The 17812-nt window shown below is 75.7% G+C and carries 16 protein-coding genes and 1 riboswitch; of the genes, 9 read left to right on the forward strand and 7 right to left on the reverse strand.

Features of this window, described 5'->3' with window-relative positions; all coding sequences use genetic code 11:
- The first annotated feature begins 84 nt into the window (after positions 1 to 84).
- Positions 85 to 1320, forward strand: coding sequence for a precorrin-6y C5,15-methyltransferase (decarboxylating) subunit CbiE (gene cbiE, locus ACFW6A_RS04585; RefSeq protein ID WP_351849899.1), 1236 nt, complete (start codon positions 85 to 87; stop codon positions 1318 to 1320).
- Positions 1317 to 2066 (forward strand): precorrin-4 C(11)-methyltransferase, encoded by a 750-nt coding sequence (gene cobM / locus ACFW6A_RS04590; protein WP_351849902.1) that lies wholly within the window; start codon positions 1317 to 1319, stop codon positions 2064 to 2066. Before cbiE ends, cobM begins: the two co-directional genes overlap by 4 nt.
- 63 nt (positions 2067 to 2129) lie before the next feature.
- Here cobM and ACFW6A_RS04595 read toward each other — a convergent pair whose 3' ends face one another.
- A complete protein-coding gene (locus ACFW6A_RS04595) occupies positions 2130 to 2204 on the reverse strand; it encodes a 50S ribosomal protein bL37 (protein ID WP_099895366.1) in 75 nt (24 codons plus the stop codon).
- A gap of 136 nt (positions 2205 to 2340) precedes the next feature.
- On the opposite strand from ACFW6A_RS04595, the gene ACFW6A_RS04600 reads away from it, so the two are divergent.
- Complete coding sequence (locus ACFW6A_RS04600) at positions 2341 to 2697, forward strand: transcriptional regulator (RefSeq protein ID WP_351849906.1); 357 nt, start codon at positions 2341 to 2343, stop codon at positions 2695 to 2697.
- Positions 2694 to 3368 carry a nucleotidyl transferase AbiEii/AbiGii toxin family protein gene (locus ACFW6A_RS04605; protein ID WP_351849907.1) on the forward strand — a complete coding sequence of 225 codons (675 nt, stop codon included), beginning with the start codon at positions 2694 to 2696 and terminating at the stop codon, positions 3366 to 3368. Before ACFW6A_RS04600 ends, ACFW6A_RS04605 begins: the two co-directional genes overlap by 4 nt.
- 16 nt (positions 3369 to 3384) lie before the next feature.
- On the opposite strand, the gene ACFW6A_RS04610 is transcribed toward ACFW6A_RS04605, so the two are convergent.
- On the reverse strand, positions 3385 to 4503 hold the full coding sequence (locus ACFW6A_RS04610; RefSeq protein ID WP_386638589.1) for a cobalt-precorrin-5B (C(1))-methyltransferase: 1119 nt from the start codon (positions 4501 to 4503) through the stop codon (positions 3385 to 3387).
- Between the two features lie 12 nt (positions 4504 to 4515).
- Between ACFW6A_RS04610 and ACFW6A_RS04615 the strand changes: the two genes are divergently transcribed.
- A complete protein-coding gene (locus tag ACFW6A_RS04615) occupies positions 4516 to 5238 on the forward strand; it encodes a cobalt-precorrin-6A reductase (protein ID WP_351849910.1) in 723 nt (240 codons plus the stop codon).
- 189 nt (positions 5239 to 5427) lie between these two features.
- Positions 5428 to 6990: a serine hydrolase gene (locus ACFW6A_RS04620; RefSeq protein WP_386638592.1), complete on the forward strand. Its 1563-nt coding sequence runs from the start codon at positions 5428 to 5430 to the stop codon at positions 6988 to 6990.
- A gap of 4 nt (positions 6991 to 6994) precedes the next feature.
- On the opposite strand, the gene ACFW6A_RS04625 is transcribed toward ACFW6A_RS04620, so the two are convergent.
- The 3 genes from ACFW6A_RS04625 to ACFW6A_RS04635 are packed head-to-tail and all read right to left on the reverse strand — an operon-like array spanning position 6995 to position 10355.
- Positions 6995 to 8488: a precorrin-2 C(20)-methyltransferase gene (locus tag ACFW6A_RS04625; RefSeq protein WP_386638595.1), complete on the reverse strand. Its 1494-nt coding sequence runs from the start codon at positions 8486 to 8488 to the stop codon at positions 6995 to 6997.
- Positions 8485 to 9120, reverse strand: coding sequence for a precorrin-8X methylmutase (locus ACFW6A_RS04630; protein WP_351849915.1), 636 nt, complete (start codon positions 9118 to 9120; stop codon positions 8485 to 8487). Before ACFW6A_RS04630 ends, ACFW6A_RS04625 begins: the two co-directional genes overlap by 4 nt.
- Positions 9121 to 9122: 2 nt before the next feature.
- Positions 9123 to 10355, reverse strand: a complete 1233-nt coding sequence (locus ACFW6A_RS04635; protein ID WP_351849917.1) for a cobalamin biosynthesis protein CobG — start codon at positions 10353 to 10355, stop codon at positions 9123 to 9125.
- Positions 10356 to 10434: 79 nt separating this feature from the next.
- A riboswitch (cobalamin riboswitch) is annotated at positions 10435 to 10569 on the forward strand.
- Between the two features lie 38 nt (positions 10570 to 10607).
- On the opposite strand from ACFW6A_RS04635, the gene cobN reads away from it, so the two are divergent.
- Entirely contained in the window at positions 10608 to 14222 is a 3615-nt protein-coding gene (gene cobN, locus ACFW6A_RS04640; RefSeq protein WP_386638598.1) for a cobaltochelatase subunit CobN, read from the forward strand.
- Here cobN and ACFW6A_RS04645 read toward each other — a convergent pair.
- Both ACFW6A_RS04645 and ACFW6A_RS04650 read right to left on the reverse strand, forming a co-directional pair.
- Positions 14219 to 15820: an ABC-F family ATP-binding cassette domain-containing protein gene (locus ACFW6A_RS04645; RefSeq protein WP_386638601.1), complete on the reverse strand. Its 1602-nt coding sequence runs from the start codon at positions 15818 to 15820 to the stop codon at positions 14219 to 14221. The two genes, cobN and ACFW6A_RS04645, sit on opposite strands and share 4 nt — an antisense overlap.
- A gap of 135 nt (positions 15821 to 15955) precedes the next feature.
- Complete coding sequence (locus tag ACFW6A_RS04650) at positions 15956 to 16303, reverse strand: DoxX family protein (protein ID WP_351849922.1); 348 nt, start codon at positions 16301 to 16303, stop codon at positions 15956 to 15958.
- A 92-nt stretch (positions 16304 to 16395) separates the two neighbouring features.
- On the opposite strand from ACFW6A_RS04650, the gene ACFW6A_RS04655 reads away from it, so the two are divergent.
- On the forward strand, positions 16396 to 16836 hold the full coding sequence (locus tag ACFW6A_RS04655) for a MarR family transcriptional regulator (protein WP_351849923.1): 441 nt from the start codon (positions 16396 to 16398) through the stop codon (positions 16834 to 16836).
- A gap of 82 nt (positions 16837 to 16918) precedes the next feature.
- Positions 16919 to 17788: an alpha/beta hydrolase gene (locus tag ACFW6A_RS04660; RefSeq protein ID WP_351849925.1), complete on the forward strand. Its 870-nt coding sequence runs from the start codon at positions 16919 to 16921 to the stop codon at positions 17786 to 17788.
- Positions 17789 to 17812 lie beyond the last annotated feature (24 nt).

A 17812-nucleotide genomic window follows, 5' to 3' on the forward strand; every position in this document is an offset into this window, starting at 1 on the left:
GCCGTGACGCGGGGCCGTGCGTCCGCCGTGACGTGAGGGCCGCCACGTGCCGTCCACCTGCGGCCCTCACGTAGAGTCCCCGACGTGAACGGTGCGATATCGGTGGTGTCGGTCGTCGGAATCGGCGCGGACGGCTGGGACGGGCTCCCCGAGGGCTCCCGCCGGATCCTGCGCGCCGCCGACGTGCTGCTCGGCGGGCCCCGCCAGCTCGGCCTCCTCCCCGCGAGCGACTGCCCGGGCGAGCGCGTCGCCTGGCCCACCCCGCTCCGCCCCGCCGTCCCCGGCCTGATCGCCGCCCACGAGGGCCGCGCGATCGCCGTCCTCGCCAGCGGCGACCCCTCCTTCTACGGCATCGCCCGCACGCTCGCCGAGACCCTCGGCCCGGACCGCCTCGCCGTCCACCCGCACCCGTCCTCCGTCTCGTACGCCTGCGCCCGCCTCGGCTGGCCCCTGGAGGCCGTCGAGACGCTCTCGCTCGTCGCCCGCCCGCTCGACGCCCTCCGCGCGGCCCTCCACCCCGGCCGCCGGCTCCTCCTCCTCGGCGAAGGGCCCGAGACGCCCTCCCGGGTCGCGGAGCTGCTCCGCGGGGCCGGCTGGGGCGGCACCCGGATCCGGGTCCTGGAACAGCTCGGCGGCCCCGCCGAACGCCTCCTCGAAGGCACCGCGGCCGACTGGCCGCACCCCCGCGCCGACGCCCTCCACGTCCTCGCCCTCGACTGCGTCCGCGACCCCGGCACCCTCCGCCTCGGCACCACCCCCGGCCTGCCCGACGAGGCGTACGAACACGACGGGCAGCTCACCAAGCGGTACGTCCGCGCCGCGACGCTCGCCGCCCTCGCCCCCGCCCCCGGCGAACTGCTCTGGGACGTCGGCGGCGGCTCCGGCTCCATCGGCGTCGAGTGGATGCGCGCCCACCGCGACTGCCGGGCGATCGCCGTCGAGCGCTCCCCCGAACGGGCCGCCCGCATCACCCGCAACGCCGCCGCCCTCGGCGTGCCGGCCCTCCGCGTGGTCACCGGCCCGGCACCCGCCGCCCTCGCCGGCCTGCCCGCCCCCGACGCCGTCTTCATCGGCGGCGGGCTCACCGCCCCCGGCCTGCTCGACGCCTGCTGGGACGCGCTCCCCGACGGCGGCCGGCTCGTCGCCAACACCGTGACGCTCGAATCCGAGGCGCTGCTCGCCGACCGGTACCGCCGCCACGGCGGCGAACTGATCCGGCTCGCGGTCTCCGCCGCCGTGCCCGTCGGCGGGTTCACCGGCTGGCGCGGCGCGATGCCCGTCACCCAATGGTCCGTAACGAAGGGTTCTCCAGAGGCATGACCGTCTACTTCATCGGCGCGGGCCCCGGCGCCGCCGACCTCATCACCGTGCGCGGCGCCCGCACCCTCGCGGCCTGCGGGGTCTGCCTCTACGCCGGCTCCCTCGTCCCCCGCGAGCTGCTCGCCGAGTGCCCGCCGGACGCGAAGCTCGTCGACACCGCGAAGATGCACCTCGACGAGATCGTCGCGGAGATCACCGCCGCCCACGAGGCCGGCCAGGACGTGGCCCGCCTCCACTCCGGCGACCCGTCCGTCTTCTCCGCCATGGCCGAGCAGATGCGCCGGCTGGACGCGGCCGGCATCCCGTACGAGGTCGTGCCCGGCGTCCCGGCCTTCGCCGCCGCCGCGGCCGCCCTCAAGCGCGAGCTGACCGTCCCCACGGTCGGCCAGACCGTCATCCTCACCCGCGTCGCCCAGCAGGCCACCCCCATGCCGGAGGGCGAGGACCTCGCCACCCTCGGCCGCAGCGGCGCCCTGCTCGTCCTGCACCTCGGCGCCCGCTACGCCGACCGGATCGTCTCCGAGCTGGTCCCCCACTACGGCGAGGACTGCCCGGCCGCCGTCGTCGCCATGGCCAGCCGCCCCGACGAGGTCGTCCTGCGCGGCACCCTCGCGGACATCGCCGGCCAGGTGAAGGAGGCCGGCATCACCAGGACGGCCGTCATCGTCGTCGGCCGCACGCTCGCCGCCTCCGAGTTCCGCGACAGCCACCTCTACGACCCGGCCCGCGACCGCCACGCCTGCTGACGCCCGCCACGGCGCGCGGCGGGGCCCCGGGGAGAACGGCTCCCGGGGCCCCGCCGCGTCGCCTCAGGCGTTCGGCCGCTTGCCGTGGTTCGCCTTCTTCTTCTTGCGGGCCCGCTTCTTGTTGCCCCGCTTCGCCATGGTGGTTCCTCCCTTGAGTGAGGTACGTGCGCTGCCGAGCCTAGGCACCGCCCCCGGGACCCGCACCTCGGCCGCCGCGGCGCCCCGGTGGCGGGAGTTGCCACCGGGACGGCCGTGCGCGGGGATAATCGGGGGCATGGCACATGAGACGGCGACCGTCTCCGAGGTACGGCGCGAACGGTACGCACGACGGCTCCCCTCCGACCTGTCCGCCCTGCGCGGACCCGGGCACGGCACGGTCCGGCTCCCCCTGCACCTGGCCTGGTCGGGGCTGACGGAGTACGACCTCGACCGGCCCCGGCTGCGGATGAGCTGCTACCGCACGGTCCTCGCCGAGGGCGGCCACGACGACCTCGTCCGGTACCTCGACCGGGACCTGCTCGTGGAGCTGTGGCCCGTGCTGCGCACCCTCGTCAGCAAGGACCTGCGCGTCGTCTGGGAGGACGCCTTCCGCGAACTGGCACCGGTGGCGGTCGCCGGGCGCGCCGGGTGAACCTCACCGGCCTGCACCGCCGCCTCCTCGCCGACGTCCTCGCCGCCGGCACCGAGTACCCGCTCGTCCTGACCGGCGGCTACGCCGTCCAGGCCCACGGCCTCGTCGACCGGCTGAGCCAGGACCTCGACGTCGCCACCGAGAACCCCCGCCCCATGGCGGAGATCGCCGCCCACCTGCGGACCGAACTGGAGGCCAGGGGCTGGCACGTCCGCACGGTGGAGACCGACCCGCTCTCCGCCCGCCTGATCGCCACCGACCCCGCCACGGGCGAGGCGTGCGAGGTGGACGTCCTCAAGGAGGTCCTCTGCGGCCCTCCCGAGACCAGGGAGTTCGGCCTCCTCCTCTCCCTCCGCGACGTCGTCGGCACCAAGGTCCGCGCCCTCGCGGACCGGGGCATGGCCCGGGACCTGATCGACGTCAGGGCGGCCGCGGACCGGTGGAGCGCCCCGGAACTGGAGGAGCTGGGCAGGCAGCACGCCCGGGACGGCTTCGACCTGGAGGAACTCCAGGCCAAGCTCGCCGGCGCGGTGTGGATCGACGACGCCGAGTTCGCCGCCCTCGGCCTCGGCGCCGACCGCATCCGGGAGCTCCGCGCCTGGGCCCAGCACTGGGCCGACGACATCGGCGAACGCCTCCTCGAAGCCGCACCCCCACCGGACGACCTCTAGGCCCCGCCGGCCCCCGCTACGGCCCCGCCGTCTCCGAGCGGCCCACGACCACGCCCGCGCGGTCGACGCAGACCACGTCCACCGCGACCGGGGCGCCGCGGAGGACGGCCAGGGCCTCGTCGCGGGCGCGGGCGGCGACGCGGTCGCCGAGGGGGACGCCGGCCGCCTCGCAGAGGCGGAGGGCGGCCAGGCCCGTGTTGGCCTCCGCCACCTCCGCCGCCAGGGACTCCGGTGCGCCGGCCTCGCGGGCCAGGGCGGCCAGGAAGCCCTTGTCGACCTGGGAGCGGGCCGAGTGGAGGTCCAGGTGGCCGGCGGCCAGCTTGGAGAGCTTCGCGAAGCCGCCGCAGATCGTGAGGCGGTCCACGGGGTGGCGGCGGACGTACTTGAGGACCGCGCCGGCGAAGTCGCCCATGTCGAGGAGGGCGATCTCCGGCAGGTCGTACAGCTCCGTGACCGTGCGCTCCGAGGTGGAGCCCGTACAGCCGGCGACGTGGGTGAGGCCGCCCGCGCGGGCCACGTCGACGCCCCGGCGGATGGAGTCGATCCAGGCGGAGCACGAGTACGGGACGACGATCCCGGTCGTGCCGAGGATCGACAGGCCGCCGAGGATGCCGATGCGGGGGTTCCAGGTGGAGCGGGCGATCTCCGCGCCGCCGTCCACGGAGATCGTGATCTCGACGTCGCCGGGCGCCCCGTGGGCCGCCGCCACCTCCGCCACGTGGACGCGCATCAGCTCGCGCGGCACCGGGTTGATCGCCGGTTCGCCGACCTCCAGGGGCAGGCCGGGGAGGGTGACCGTGCCGACGCCCTCGCCCGCGCGGAAGACGACGCCGGAGCCGGGCGGCAGGAGCCGTACCGTCGAGCGGATCACCGCGCCGTGGGTGACGTCCGGGTCGTCGCCCGCGTCCTTCACCACCGCCGCCATGGCCTCCCCGGAGCCGAGGGACTCCGCCGTCAGCGCGAAGGAGGGGGTCTGGCCCTTGGGCAGGGTGATCGTCACCGGGTCCGGGAAGTCGCCGGTGAGCAGCGCGGTGTACGCGGCGGTCGTCGCGGCCGTCGCGCAGGCGCCGGTCGTCCAGCCGGGCCGCAGACCGGTGTGCTTGAGTTGGGCCTCGCGCCCGCCGCCGGTACTCACGAAGAGGCTCCTATGCACGTGCTCATTCTCGGAGGGACGACCGAGGCCCGCGTCCTGGCAGGACTGCTGCATCCCGGGACGCGGGTGACGAGCTCCCTCGCGGGGCGGGTCGCCGCGCCCCGGCTGCCGGCCGGAGAGGTGCGGATCGGCGGCTTCGGCGGGCCGGACGGGCTGGCGGCGTGGGTGCGGGAGCACGCCGTGGACGCGGTCATCGACGCCACCCATCCCTTCGCCGAGCGGATCAGCTCCCATGCGGCCCGGGCGGCCGCCACCGCCCATGTTCCCCTGCTGGCGCTGCGCCGTCCCGGGTGGGTCCCGGGGGAGGGGGACGACTGGCGGGAGGCGGGTTCGCTGGAGGAGGCGGCCCGCTGCCTGGACGGCTTCGGGAGGGTGTTCCTCACCACCGGCCGGATGGGCCTCGCGGCCTTCGCGGACCGCCCGGAGTGGTTCCTGGTCCGCTCGGTCGACGCCCCGGAGGGCCCGGTGCCCGCCCGCGCCGAAGTCCTCCTCGACCGGGGACCGTTCACCCTCGAAGGGGAGCGGGAGCTGATCGCCCGTCACCGGATCGACGTCCTGGTGACGAAGGACTCCGGCGCCGCCGCCACCGCCCCCAAGCTCACCGCAGCCCGCGAGGCCGGCATCCCGGTCGTCGTCGTCCGCCGCCCCCCGGCCCCGGAGGGCGTCCCCACGGTGACCTCCCCGGAGGAAGCCGCCGCCTGGACCGCCGGACTCTGAGGGGCGCCGGGCGCCGGGGGGTTCGGGCTCCGAGGGGTCCCGGCTCCGAGGGGTGCCGGGCGCCGGCGCCCGGGCTCCGGGCCCGCCGCCGTCCGAGGAGCCCCGGGCCCCGGGCCGCCGCCGTCCGGGGGCGCCGGTCTTCGCGTCCGCCGGCGCGACAGACGGGGCCGGCGGGCGTTCAATGGAGGCGTGGCTACCGTTCGCTGGCTTGTCGCGACGGGGCTGGCGGCGCTTCTCGGCGTCACCGGGCTCGGGCCGAGCCCGAGCCCCACCCCGGCCCCCACGCCTCCCCCGAACCAGCCCCCGCCCGAACTCGACGCCGCCGACGTGCGGCGGGCCGTCGACCGGCTGGACGGGGTGGTCGAGGCGGCCATGAAGCGCACCGGGGTGCCGGGCGTCGCCGTCGCCGTCGTCCACGACGGGAAGGTGCTGCACCTGAAGGGGTACGGCGTGCGGAAGACGGGCGAGAGCGCCGCCGTCGACGCCGACACCGTCTTCCAGCTGGCGTCCGTGTCCAAGCCGATCGCCTCGACCGTCGTCTCCGGTGCCGTCGGCGTCGAGGGCTGGTCGGAGCCGGTCGCCCCGCACGTGCCGCACTTCGCGCTCAAGGACCCGTGGGTGACCTCGCACGTGACGGTCGCCGACCTGTTCTCGCACCGCAGCGGGCTGCCCGACCACGCCGGCGACCTGCTCGAAGACCTCGGCTACGACCGGGAGTACGTCCTGTCCCACCTGCGGTACGAGCCGCTGGCGCCGTTCCGCGCGAGCTACGCCTACACCAACTTCGGCCTGACGGCGGCCGCGCAGGCCGTCGCCGACGAGAAGGGCGTGCCGTGGGAGAAGCTGGCCGAGGACATCCTCTACGGGCCGGCCGGGATGGACGACACCAGTTCCCGCTTCGAGGACTTCGAGAAGGCGGACGACCGGGCCTGGGGGCACGTGAAGGAAGGCGGGGAGTGGAAGCCGGAGTTCGTCCGCGACCCGGACGCGCAGTCGCCCGCCGGCGGGGTCAGCTCCACCGCCCGCGACATGGCGGTGTGGCTGCGGCTCCAGCTCGCGAACGGCGAGCTGGACGGGAAGCGGATCGTCGACGCGGAGGCCCTGGAGCGCACCCACTGGCCCGAGGCCGTCGCGAACCCGCCGCACGCCCCCGCCGCCCGCACCGGCTTCTACGGCCTCGGCTGGAACGTGGCTTACGACGACGCCGGCCGCCTCCGGCTCTCCCACACCGGCGCGTTCGCCGAGGGCGCGCACACCAACGTGACGATGCTGCCCGGCGAGGGCCTCGGCATCGTCGTCCTCACCAACACCTCGCCGGTCGGCGTCGCCGACGCCGTCGCCCTCGACTTCTTCGACCTCGCGGAGACCGGGAAGATCAGCCGGGACTGGATCCCGCTGGTCGACGCGGTCTACCGGCAGCAGGAGGACGAGGGCCGCTCGGACACCGACTACGCCCGCCCGCCGTCCGGCGCCGCGCCCGCGAAGGACGCCGACGCCTACACCGGCGCGTACCGCAGCGCCTACTACGGCCGCGCGGAGGTCGTGGCCGGCGAGGACGGCGCCCTCACCCTCCGGCTGGGACCGGAACCGCAGGAGTACCGCCTCGCGCACTACGACGGCGACGTGTTCAGCTTCGAGACCCGCGGCGAGAACGCCGTCGGCCGCACCGGCGTCACCTTCGCCGCGGACGGGAAGTCCTTCACCGTCGAGTACCTGGACGGCGAAGGACTCGGCACCTTCACCCGGAACTAGGCCGTCAGCCGTACCGCCTCGGGGTCCAGGCGATCGTGCGGCCGTCGCCCCGCTCGACCGCCCGCGTCTGCGAGGAGCCGACGAGCAGCAGGGTCCGCATGTCGACCTCGGACGGGTCCAGGGTCTTGAGGGTGAGGACGCGCACCGACTGCTCCGGGCCGCCGACGTCACGGGCGACGACCACCGGGGTGTCGGGCGAGCGGAGCTCCAGGAGGAGGTCGCGGGCGGCGGCCACCTGGTGGGTGCGGGACTTCGAGCCGGGGTTGTAGAGGGCGAGCACGAGGTCGGCCCCGGCGGCGGCGCGCAGCCGGTCCGCGATGACCTCCCAGGGCTTGAGCCGGTCGGAGAGCGAGATCGTGGCGTAGTCGTGGCCGAGCGGGGCGCCCGCGGCGGCGGCGGCCGCGTTGGCGGCGGTCACCCCCGGGAGGACCCGTACGGGCACGTCCGCGTACTCCGGCTCGCAGGCGACCTCCAGGACGGCGGTGGCCATGGCGAAGACGCCCGGGTCGCCGCCGGAGACGACCGCGACCCGGTGCCCGCGGCGGGCCAGGTCGAGGGCGAACTCGGCGCGCTCCGACTCGACCTTGTTGTCGGAGCCGTGCCGGATCTGGCCGGGGCGCAGCACCGGCACCCGGTCGAGGTAGGTGGTGTAGCCGACGAGCACGTCGGCGTTGACGAGGGCGCCGCGCGACTCGGGGGTCAGCCAGGGGGCGCCGGCGGGGCCGGTGCCGACGACGGTGACCTCGCCGCGTTCCCGTACGGGATTGGCCCGGTCGATGCGGGAGGGGAGCACGGCGACGGAGAAGTAAGGGACCGTCTCCGGGTCCACGTCGGCGAGGCGGTCGGTGCGCTCGCCGGCCATGAAGGCGCGCTCCACGTACCGGGCGTCCTCCAGCCGGCCGGACCGCTCCAGGGCGCGCCGCACGGTCGGGAAGGTGCGGCCGAGCTTCATCACGACCGCCGAGTCGGTGCCCGCGAGGCGGGCCGCGAGCTCGTCCTCCGGCAGGGTGCCGGGGATGATCGTCAGGACCTCCTCGGCCTCGCACAGCGGCTCGCCGAGCCGGGCGGCGGCCGCGCTGACGGAGGTGACGCCGGGGATGACGGTGGTGTCGTACCGGTCGGCGAGCCGCTTGTGCATGTGCTGGTAGGAGCCGTAGAAGAGCGGGTCGCCCTCGGCGAGGACGGCGACCGTGCGGCCCGCGTCGAGGTGGGCGGCGAGCCGGGCCGCGGCCTCCTCGTAGAAGTCGTCGAGCGCGCCCCGGTAGCCGCCGGGGTGGTCGGTGGTCTCCACGGTGAGCGGGTACATCAGCCGCTCCTCGATGTGGTCCTCGCGCAGGTGCCCGGCGGCGATGGAGCGCGCTATCGAGCGGCCGTGGCGGGCCGAGTGGTAGGCGATCACGTCGGCCTCGGCGATGGCCTTCACGGCGGCGAGGGTGAGGAGGTGCGGGTCGCCGGGGCCGAGCCCGACGCCGTACAGCTTTCCGGTCGGGGTGCTCATGCCTGGATCTCCGGTTCGTGCGCGAGGGCGTTGAGGGCGGCGGCGGTCATGGCGCTGCCGCCGCGCCGGCCGCGGACCACCAGGTAGTCGAGGCCGAGGCCGTTGGCGGCGAGGGCGTCCTTGGACTCGGCGGCGCCGATGAAGCCGACGGGGATGCCGAGGACGGCGGCCGGCTTCGGCGCGCCCTTCGCGATCATCTCCAGGAGGTGGAAGAGGGCGGTGGGGGCGTTGCCGATGGCGACGACGGAGCCTTCGAGGCGGTCCCGCCACAGTTCGAGGGCGGCGGCGGAGCGGGTGGTGCCCAGCTCGGCGGCGAGGGCGGGGACGGCCGGGTCGGAGAGCGCGCACAGCACGTCGTTGTCGGCGGGCAGCCGCTTGCGGGTGACGCCGGAGGCGACCATCTGCGCGTCGCAGAGGATCGGGGCGCCGGCCCGGAGCGCGGCGCGGGCGCGCGCGACGACCCCGGGGGAGTACGCGATGTCCCGGACGAGGTCCGTCATGCCGCAGGCGTGGATCATGCGGACGGCGACCGTGGCGACGTCGTCGGGCATCCCCGAGAGGTCCGCCTCGGCGCGGATCGTGGCGAAGGAGCGGCGGTAGATCTCGGCGCCGTCTTTCTCGTACTCGTACATCCTCAGCTCTTTCTCGTACGGGCCGCCGCCACGGCTTCGGCCAGGGCGGTGCGGGGGACGGGCGCGCCGTCCAGCAGATAGGTGCCGGAGTCCCGGGCGGTGACCTCGATCCAGGTGCCGTGCGGATGGCCGCAGCGGCGCTCGCAGCCGGAGTAGTGCACGGGCAGCGGGCCGCCGGGGGCGCGCGCCGCGTCGGCCCGGACGTCGGCGAGGGACTTGGCGCAGCCGGGCAGGCCGGTGCAGGCGGTGACGCCGGCGCCGGGGGCGTCCGGGTCGGTGATCAGGCCGGCCGTCGCCAGCGCGGGGAGCGCGGACCCGTCGGTGCCGACGGCGACCACCCCGCGCCACGGCGTGAGCCGCAGCTCGGCGGCTCCGTCGGCGAGCGCCCGCAGCCGGCCGGCGGTGAGCCGGCCGAGCGGGGCGAGGACGTGCAGGGCGCGGTCGCCGAGCGGGCCGGGCGCGGGCGGCGGGGTCCCCGGGGAGGAGAACGGGGGTACGGGCTCCGCGGCGATCGCCGCCCGGGCCAGGGCGCCGGCCCAGTCCGGGAGGTGCCCGGGCGGAAGCTCGCGCGGGCGCCAGGCGCCGGTGCCCGCGGCTCCGGCGGCGTCCAGGAAGGCGAGGGCGCAGGCGAGCGCGGCCCGGGCGGCGTCGGCGGCGGGCAGCCGGAAGGTCCCGGAGCCGGTCTCCAGGAGGGCGGCGCCGTCCGGGGCTGCGATCAAGGTCACATCGCCGCCGAGTCCGGCGACGTCGCCGCGGCCGTCGTCGAGGACGAAGAGGAAGCGGCCGGAGAGGGCCGCCGCGCGGGGTTCGGCGCAGAGCGCCGCGTCCAGGGCGCGGGCCCACAACTGCACGTCGGCGTGGCCGAGTCCGTCGAGTCCCGCGGCGGGGGAGGCGATGACGTTCCGGACCCGTTCGTGGGTGGGGGAGGGCAGCAGGCCGGCGTCGTCGAGGAGGGCGGCGAGGCGGGCGTCGCAGCCGTCGCGGAGCCCGCGCAGCTCGGCGTTGCCGCGCGAGGTGACGGAGAGGCTGCCGTCGCCCAGGCCCTCGGCGGCGTCGGCCAGCACCAGTGCCTGACGCTGCGTCAAGAGTCCTGCGGGCAGGCGGAGTCGGGCGAGGAAACCGTCGGCGGCGGCGTGCAGCCGGAGCGCCCCCGGGCACGCGTCGCCACGGTCCCGTATGCGAGGTTCGCCCGGTTCGGGCGGGGTGGGCGGGGTCGGCGGCATGGCGGCGAGCATACCCACGGGAAACCGGGCGGCCACCGAGTGTGATCCGGCCGACTCCCCGGCCCCCTCCGGCCCGCCGACGCCAGGATCTACTATGCAGATCGGCATGGGGTCCCAGGACCCCGGGGAGGAAGCCCGGTGAGAATCCGGCGCGGTCCCGCCACTGTGAGCCCGAGCCGGCGACGGCCCGGGTGAGTCAGGAACTCCCCGCCGACCACGACCACCCGGGGCGCGGAAACCCCGAGGAAGGGCCTGAGCCTCGCCATGCTCCTGCTGCTGTCGCACTCCGACACCGACCTGCTCAGCGCCCGTGCGGCCGGGGGGCCGGTGGAGTACCGCTTCGCCAACCCCTCCCGGCTCCCGCTCGGCGACCTCCCCGGCCTCCTCGACGGCGCCGACCTGGTCCTGGTCCGCCTCCTCGGCGGCGTCCGCTCCTGGCAGGAGGGCCTCGACGCGGTCCTCGCCACCGGAAAGCCGGTCGTCGTCCTCAGCGGCGAACAGGCCCCCGACGCCCAGCTGATGGCCGCCTCCACCGTGCCGGTCGGCGTCGCCACCGAGGCGCACGCCTACCTCGCCCACGGCGGCCCCGCCAACCTGGAGCAGCTGGCCCGCTTCCTCTCCGACACGGTGCTGCTCACCGGCCACGGCTTCGAGGCCCCGGCCGCCGCCCCCACCTGGGGCCCGCTGGAGCGCACCGCGAAGGCCACGGACGGCCCGACGGTCGCCGTGCTCTACTACCGCGCCCACCACATGAGCGGGAACACCGCCTTCGTCGGCGCCCTCTGCGACGCCATCGAGGACGCCGGGGCCCGCGCCCTGCCGCTGTACGTGGCGTCCCTGCGGGCCCCCGAGGAGGAGCTCCTCGCCGTGCTGCGCGGCGCCGACGCCGTCGTCACCACCGTCCTCGCCGCCGGCGGCACCAAGCCGGCCGCCGCGCAGGCCGGCGGGGACGAGGAGGCGTGGGACGCGGGGGCGCTCGCCGCACTCGACGTGCCCGTCCTCCAGGCCCTCTGCCTCACCGGCTCCCGCGCCGCCTGGGAGGAGAACGACGAGGGCCTGTCGCCGCTCGACGCCGCCAGCCAGGTCGCCGTGCCCGAGTTCGACGGGCGTCTCATCACCGTCCCGTTCTCCTTCAAGGAGATCGACGCCGACGGCCTGCCCGCCTACGTCGCCGACGCCGAGCGCGCCGCCCGCGTCGCCGGCATCGCCGTCCGCCACGCCCGCCTGCGGCACATCCCGAACGCCGAGAAGAAGCTCGCCCTCGTCCTCTCCGCGTACCCGACGAAGCACTCCCGCATCGGCAACGCCGTCGGCCTCGACACCCCCGCCTCCGCCGTCGCCCTGCTGCGCCGCCTGATCGCCGAGGGCTACGACTTCGGCCCGGCCGAGGACCTCCCCGGCCTGGTCTCCGGCGACGGCGACGAGCTGATCTACGCCCTCATCGAGGCCGGCGGCCACGACCAGGACTGGCTCACCGAGGAGCAGCTGGCGAAGAACCCGGTCCGCATCCCGGCCGCCGACTACAAGCGCTGGTACGCCGAACTCCCGGCCGAGCTGCGCGAGAAGGTGGAGGAGCACTGGGGCCCGGCGCCCGGCGAGATGTTCCTCGACCGGTCCCGCAACCCCGAGGGCGACATCGTCCTCGCGGCGCTCCGCCGCGGGAACCTGCTCGTCCTCATCCAGCCGCCGCGCGGCTTCGGCGAGAACCCGATCGCGATCTACCACGACCCCGACCTCCCGCCATCGCACCACTACCTGGCCGCCTACCGCTGGATCGCGGCCCGCGCCGAGGACGGCGGCTTCGGCGCCGACGCCATGGTGCACCTCGGCAAGCACGGCAACCTGGAGTGGCTGCCCGGCAAGAACGCCGGCCTGTCCGCCGCCTGCGGCCCCGACGCCGCCCTCGGCGACCTGCCGCTCGTCTACCCGTTCCTCGTCAACGACCCCGGCGAGGGCACCCAGGCCAAGCGCCGCGTCCACGCCACCCTCGTCGACCACCTCGTGCCGCCGATGGCCCGCGCCGACTCCTACGGAGACATCGCGCGCCTGGAGCAGCTCCTCGACGAGTACGCGCAGATCTCCTCCATGGACCCGGCGAAGCTGCCCGCGATCCGCGCCCAGATCTGGACCCTGATCCAGGCCGCCAGGCTCGACCACGACCTCGGCCTCCAGGAACGCCCGGAGGACGACGGCTTCGACGACTTCCTGCTGCACGTCGACGGCTGGCTGTGCGAGGTCAAGGACGCCCAGATCCGCGACGGCCTGCACGTCCTCGGCGGCGCCCCGGAGGGCGAGGCCCGGGTCAACCTGGTCCTGTCCGTCCTGCGCGCCCGCCAGATCTGGGGCGGCACCCAGGCACTGCCCGGTCTGCGCGAGGCCCTCGGCCTGGACGAGTCCGCCGCGACCCGCACCTCCGCCGACGAGGCGGAGGCGAAGGCCCGCGAGCTGGTCGAGGCCATGGAGGCCGCCGGCTGGTCCGCGGACGCCGTTCCGGCGGTCGCCGCCGCGCACGGACCGGACGTCCGGGCCGTGCTCCGCTTCGCCTGCGAGCAGGTCGTGCCGCGCCTGGCCGCCACCACCGACGAGCTGACGCACGCCGTGCACGCCCTGAACGGCGGCTTCGTCCCCGCCGGCCCGTCCGGTTCCCCGCTCCGCGGCCTGGTCAACGTGCTGCCGACGGGCCGGAACTTCTACTCCGTCGACCCCAAGGCCGTGCCGTCCCGGCTCGCCTGGGAGACCGGCCAGGCCCTCGCCGACTCCCTCCTGGAGCGCTACCGCGCGGACAACGGCGCGTGGCCCACCTCCGTCGGCCTCTCCCTGTGGGGCACCAGCGCGATGCGCACCGCCGGCGACGACGTCGCCGAGGCGCTGGCCCTGCTCGGCGTCCGCCCGCTGTGGGACGAGGCGTCCCGCCGCGTCAACGGCCTGGAGCCGATCCCGCTCGCCGAGCTGGGCCGCCCGCGCGTCGACGTCACCCTGCGCATCTCCGGCTTCTTCCGGGACGCGTTCCCGCACGTCATCGGCCTCCTCGACGACGCCGTCCGGCTGGTCGCCGGCCTCGAGGAGCCGGACGCGGAGAACTACGTCCGCGCCCACACCCGGGCCGACCTCGCCGAGCACGGCGACGAACGCCGCGCCACCACCCGCATCTTCGGCTCCCGCCCCGGCACCTACGGCGCCGGCATCCTCCAGCTGATCGACTCGCGGGACTGGCGCACCGACGCCGACCTCGCCGAGGTGTACACGGTGTGGGGCGGGTACGCGTACGGGCGCGGGCTCGAAGGGCGCCCGGCGCGCGCCGAGATGGAGACGGCGTACAAGCGGATCGCGGTCGCGGCGAAGAACACCGACACCCGCGAGCACGACATCGCCGACTCGGACGACTACTTCCAGTACCACGGCGGCATGGTGGCGACCGTCCGCGCGCTGCGCGGCACCGCCCCCGAGGCGTACATCGGCGACTCGACCCGGCCGGAGACCGTCCGCACCCGGACGCTGGTGGAGGAGACCTCGCGGGTCTTCCGGGCCCGGGTGGTCAACCCGCGCTGGATCGAGGCGATGCGCCGCCACGGCTACAAGGGCGCCTTCGAGCTGGCGGCGACCGTCGACTACCTCTTCGGCTACGACGCCACCACCGGGGTCGTCGCCGACTGGATGTACGACAAGCTCACCCAGGAGTACGTCCTCGACGAGACCAACCAGGCCTTCCTCAAGGAGGCCAACCCCTGGGCCCTGCACGGCATCGCCGAGCGCCTCCTGGAGGCCGAGTCGCGCGGCATGTGGGAGAAGCCGGACCCGGAGACCCTGGCCGCCCTGCGCCGGGTCTTCCTGGAGACGGAGGGCGACCTCGAAGGCGCCGAGGGGTCCGAGGACGACTAGCGGGCCGTCGCCGGGGCCGCCGGTTCCAGCGCGAGGCGGCGGCCCCGCCAGCCCGCCCGCAGCCGCCGGTCGTGGCTGACGACCACCAGCGTGCCCCGGTAGGAGGCGAGCGCCGCCTCGATCGCCTCCACCAGGGCGGGGGCCAGGTGGTTGGTCGGCTCGTCCAGGAGGAGCAGGTCCGCCGGGGCGGTCACCAGGCGGGCCAGCTCCAGCTTGCGGCGCCGGCCCGTCGACAGCAGTCGTACCGGGGTCGTCAGGTCCCGGGCCGTGAAGAGCCCGAGGGCGAGCAGCTCGTCCTCGCGGCCCTCTCCGAAGGCCTCGCCCACCGTACGGGGGTCGTGGGGCGAGGCGGTGTCCTGGCGGAGCAGTCCGACCCGGGCGGGCGCGGTCACCGTGCCCGCGTCCGGGGCGACCTCACCCGCCAGGACCCGGAGGAGGGTGGTCTTCCCCGCGCCGTTGGGCCCGGTGACGAGCAGCCGCTCGCCCGGTTCGAGGCGCAGGGCGTCGAGCCGGAGGCGGCCGTCGATGCGGAGGCCGGTCAGTTCCACGGCCGCGCCCTCGCCCGTCTCCGCCAGGTCCGCCCGGAAGCGCAGCGGCTCGGGAGGCGGCGGGACCGGGTGTGCGGTGAGCCGGGCCAGCCGCTCGCGGGCGGCGCGGATCCTGCTCATCGCCCCGTGCGCCCGCGACCGGGCCCGGAAGGCGCCCGCCCCGCTGAACGCGGCGGGGGCCTTGCGGGGGATGGCGGTGAAGCGGTCGATGGTGCTGTCCGCGAGGGCCCGGTGGCGGGCCAGCTCCTCCTTCCACTCCTCGTACTCCCGTGCCCTGCGGGCCCGTTCGGCGGCGCGGCCCGTGAGGTAGCCGGCGTAGCCGTCGCCGTGGCGGCGCAGGACGTGCCGGTCCTCGTCGACCTCCACGACGGCGGTGGCGACCCGGTCGAGGAAGGCGCGGTCGTGGGAGACGGCGACGACCGTGCCCCGGTGGGCGCGGAGCCGCTCCTCCAGCCAGGCGACGGCCTCGTCGTCGAGGTCGTTGGTCGGCTCGTCGAGCAGCAGCAGTTCGGGGTCGGCGGCGAGGACGCCGGCCAGCGCGAGCCGGGCCCGCTGCCCGCCGGAGAGCGTGCCCAGCGGCCGGTCGCGGTCGAGCGGGGCGCGGTCGCCGAGCCGCCGCAGCACGGTGGCCACCCGCCGGTCGGCCCCGGCGCCGCCGCGCGCCTCGTGAGCGGCGAGGAGGGCGGCGTACCGGTCGAGCCCGGCGGGGGTGAGGGCGCCCTCCGCGGCCCGGATCTCCCGCTCCAGCTCCCTGATCTCCGCGAGCGCGTGGTCGACGGCGTCGCCGACGGTCGCGGTCGCGGGGAGGTCGAGGGTCTGGGCGAGATGGCCGAGGCCGCCGGGGGCCTCGACGGCCACGGTGCCGTTGTCGGCGGTTTCGAGGCCGGCGAGGAGCCGGAGCAGGGTGGACTTCCCCGAGCCGTTGTCCCCGACGACGCCGAGGCGTTCACCGGGGCGGACGGTGAGGGAGGCCCGGTCGAGGACGGTCCGGTGGTGGACGTACCGGTCGTCGTAGCGCTTGGTGACCTCGGTGAGTGACGCACGGAACAAGGGCGGTCTCCTGCCGTCGGGAACACGGACGAGTGGCGAGACGGCCCGTCTCGACTCGTCGACCGTACGGCGTGGGAGGTCCTTTGGCAAGACGATTCGTCTCGTCTCGTTTGCCGATGCTCCGCGTGGCGGGGATCAGGCGCTGGCTACGCGCAGCACCAGGGCGACCGCCGGGAGGATCGCCAGGACGACGGCCGGCGCCATCGCGTAGTCCTTCACGCGGAGGTGGGAGACGACCGCGCCGATGAAGTAGAGGACCAGGCCGACCGCCGCCGCCTCGCCGAGCGCCGGGACCGCCAGGCCGGCGAGCAGGCCCAGCGCCCCGGCCAGCTTCGCCGTGCCCAGCCACGGCAGCCAGCCGTCCGGCACGCCGACCTTCGCCATGCTCCCCACCACCGCCGGGTTGCGGGTGAAGGTCGCGAAGGCGGAGCCGGCCATGGCGAGGGCGAGCAGGGCGGCGAGGACGGCGTAGCCGATGAACATGGGAGTACTCCAACGGTCCGGGGACGGAAACCATTGAAGAGTAACAACGATTTCTCTCGCTCCACAATCTACTTGTTGTTACGGTGGACGACATGGCAGCCCTCCCGACCGACCGGCTCGGTTTCCTCCTCTCCTTCCGCGGAGAGCTCACCGGCGCGCGCATTCGCTCCGCCCTGGGCGTCGAGGGGCTGCACCCGCGCAACGCGATGACCCTGATGCAGCTCGCCCCCGCGCCCATGAGCCAGCGCGACCTGGCCGCCGCGATGGAGATCGACCCCAGCCAGCTCGTCGCGATCCTCAACGAGTTGGAGACGGAAGGGCTGGCCGAGCGCCGCCGCGACCCGGCGGACCGGCGCCGCCACATCGTCGAGATCACCCCGGCCGGCGCGGCCGTCCTCGACCGCATCGACCGGGCCGTCGGCGAGGCCGAGCGCGAGCTCTTCGGCGACCTCACCGAGGCCGAACAGGCCCTGCTGCGCGGGCTCCTGGACCGGGTCGTCGTCGACCCGGCCGCACACGAGTGCGGCGAGTAGGAAAGAAATCCGGCTCCGGCCGATGACTTCCGGGCCCGGACGCCGTCTACCCCTCCGAAAGCAGCTCACGGAGGAGAGAACGATGGCCGAGCCCACCACCCGCACCCTGGAGACCGCCGGCGCGACCCTGCGCTACGACGTCCGCCCCGGCACCGGCACCGACCCGCGCCCGCTGCTGCTCATCGGCTCCCCCATGGACGCGACCGGCTTCACCACGCTCGCCTCCCACTTCGCCGACCGGACCGTCGTCACCTACGACCCGCGGGGCGTCGGCCGCAGCGAGACCGCCGAGGGCGCCCCGGTCGAGATCCTCCCCGAGGAGCACGCCGACGACCTGGCCCGGCTGATCGACGACCTGGCCGCCGGTCCGGTGGACGTCTTCGCCAGCAGCGGAGGCGCCGTCAACGCCCTTGCCCTGGTGGCCCGCCGCCCCGAGCTGGTGCACACCCTCGTCGCCCACGAGCCGCCCGCCGCCGGCCTCGTCCCCGACGGCGCCGAGGCCCTGGCCGCCTGCGCCGACGTCCACGCCACCTACCTGAGGGACGGCTGGGGCGCCGGGATGGCCAAGTTCATCTCCCTCGTCGGCCACCAGGGCCCGATCCCGGCGGACTGGGCCGGCCTGCCGGTCCCGCCGCCGGAGACCTTCGGCCTGCCGGCCGGGGACGACGGCCGCCGCGACGATCCGCTGCTCGGCCGGAACATGCGGGGCTGCACCTCCTACGACCCCGACGTCGAGGCCCTGCGGGCGGCCGCGACCCGGATCGTCGTGGCCGCGGGCGAGGAGTCCCGGAACGAGTTCCCGGCCCGCGCCGCCGCCGCGCTCGCCGACCGCCTCGGCACCCCGCTCGCCGTCTTCCCCAGCCACCACGGCGGCTTCCTGGGCGGCGAGTTCGGACAGCAGGGCGCCCCGGAGGAGTTCGCCAAGACGCTGCGGACGGTCCTGGAGGCGTAGAAGCCTCCGGGGCTTTTCGGGGGA

The sequence above is a fragment of the Streptomyces sp. NPDC058758 genome (genome assembly GCF_042746075.1).
In the GTDB taxonomy this organism is placed as follows: domain Bacteria; phylum Actinomycetota; class Actinomycetes; order Streptomycetales; family Streptomycetaceae; genus Streptomyces.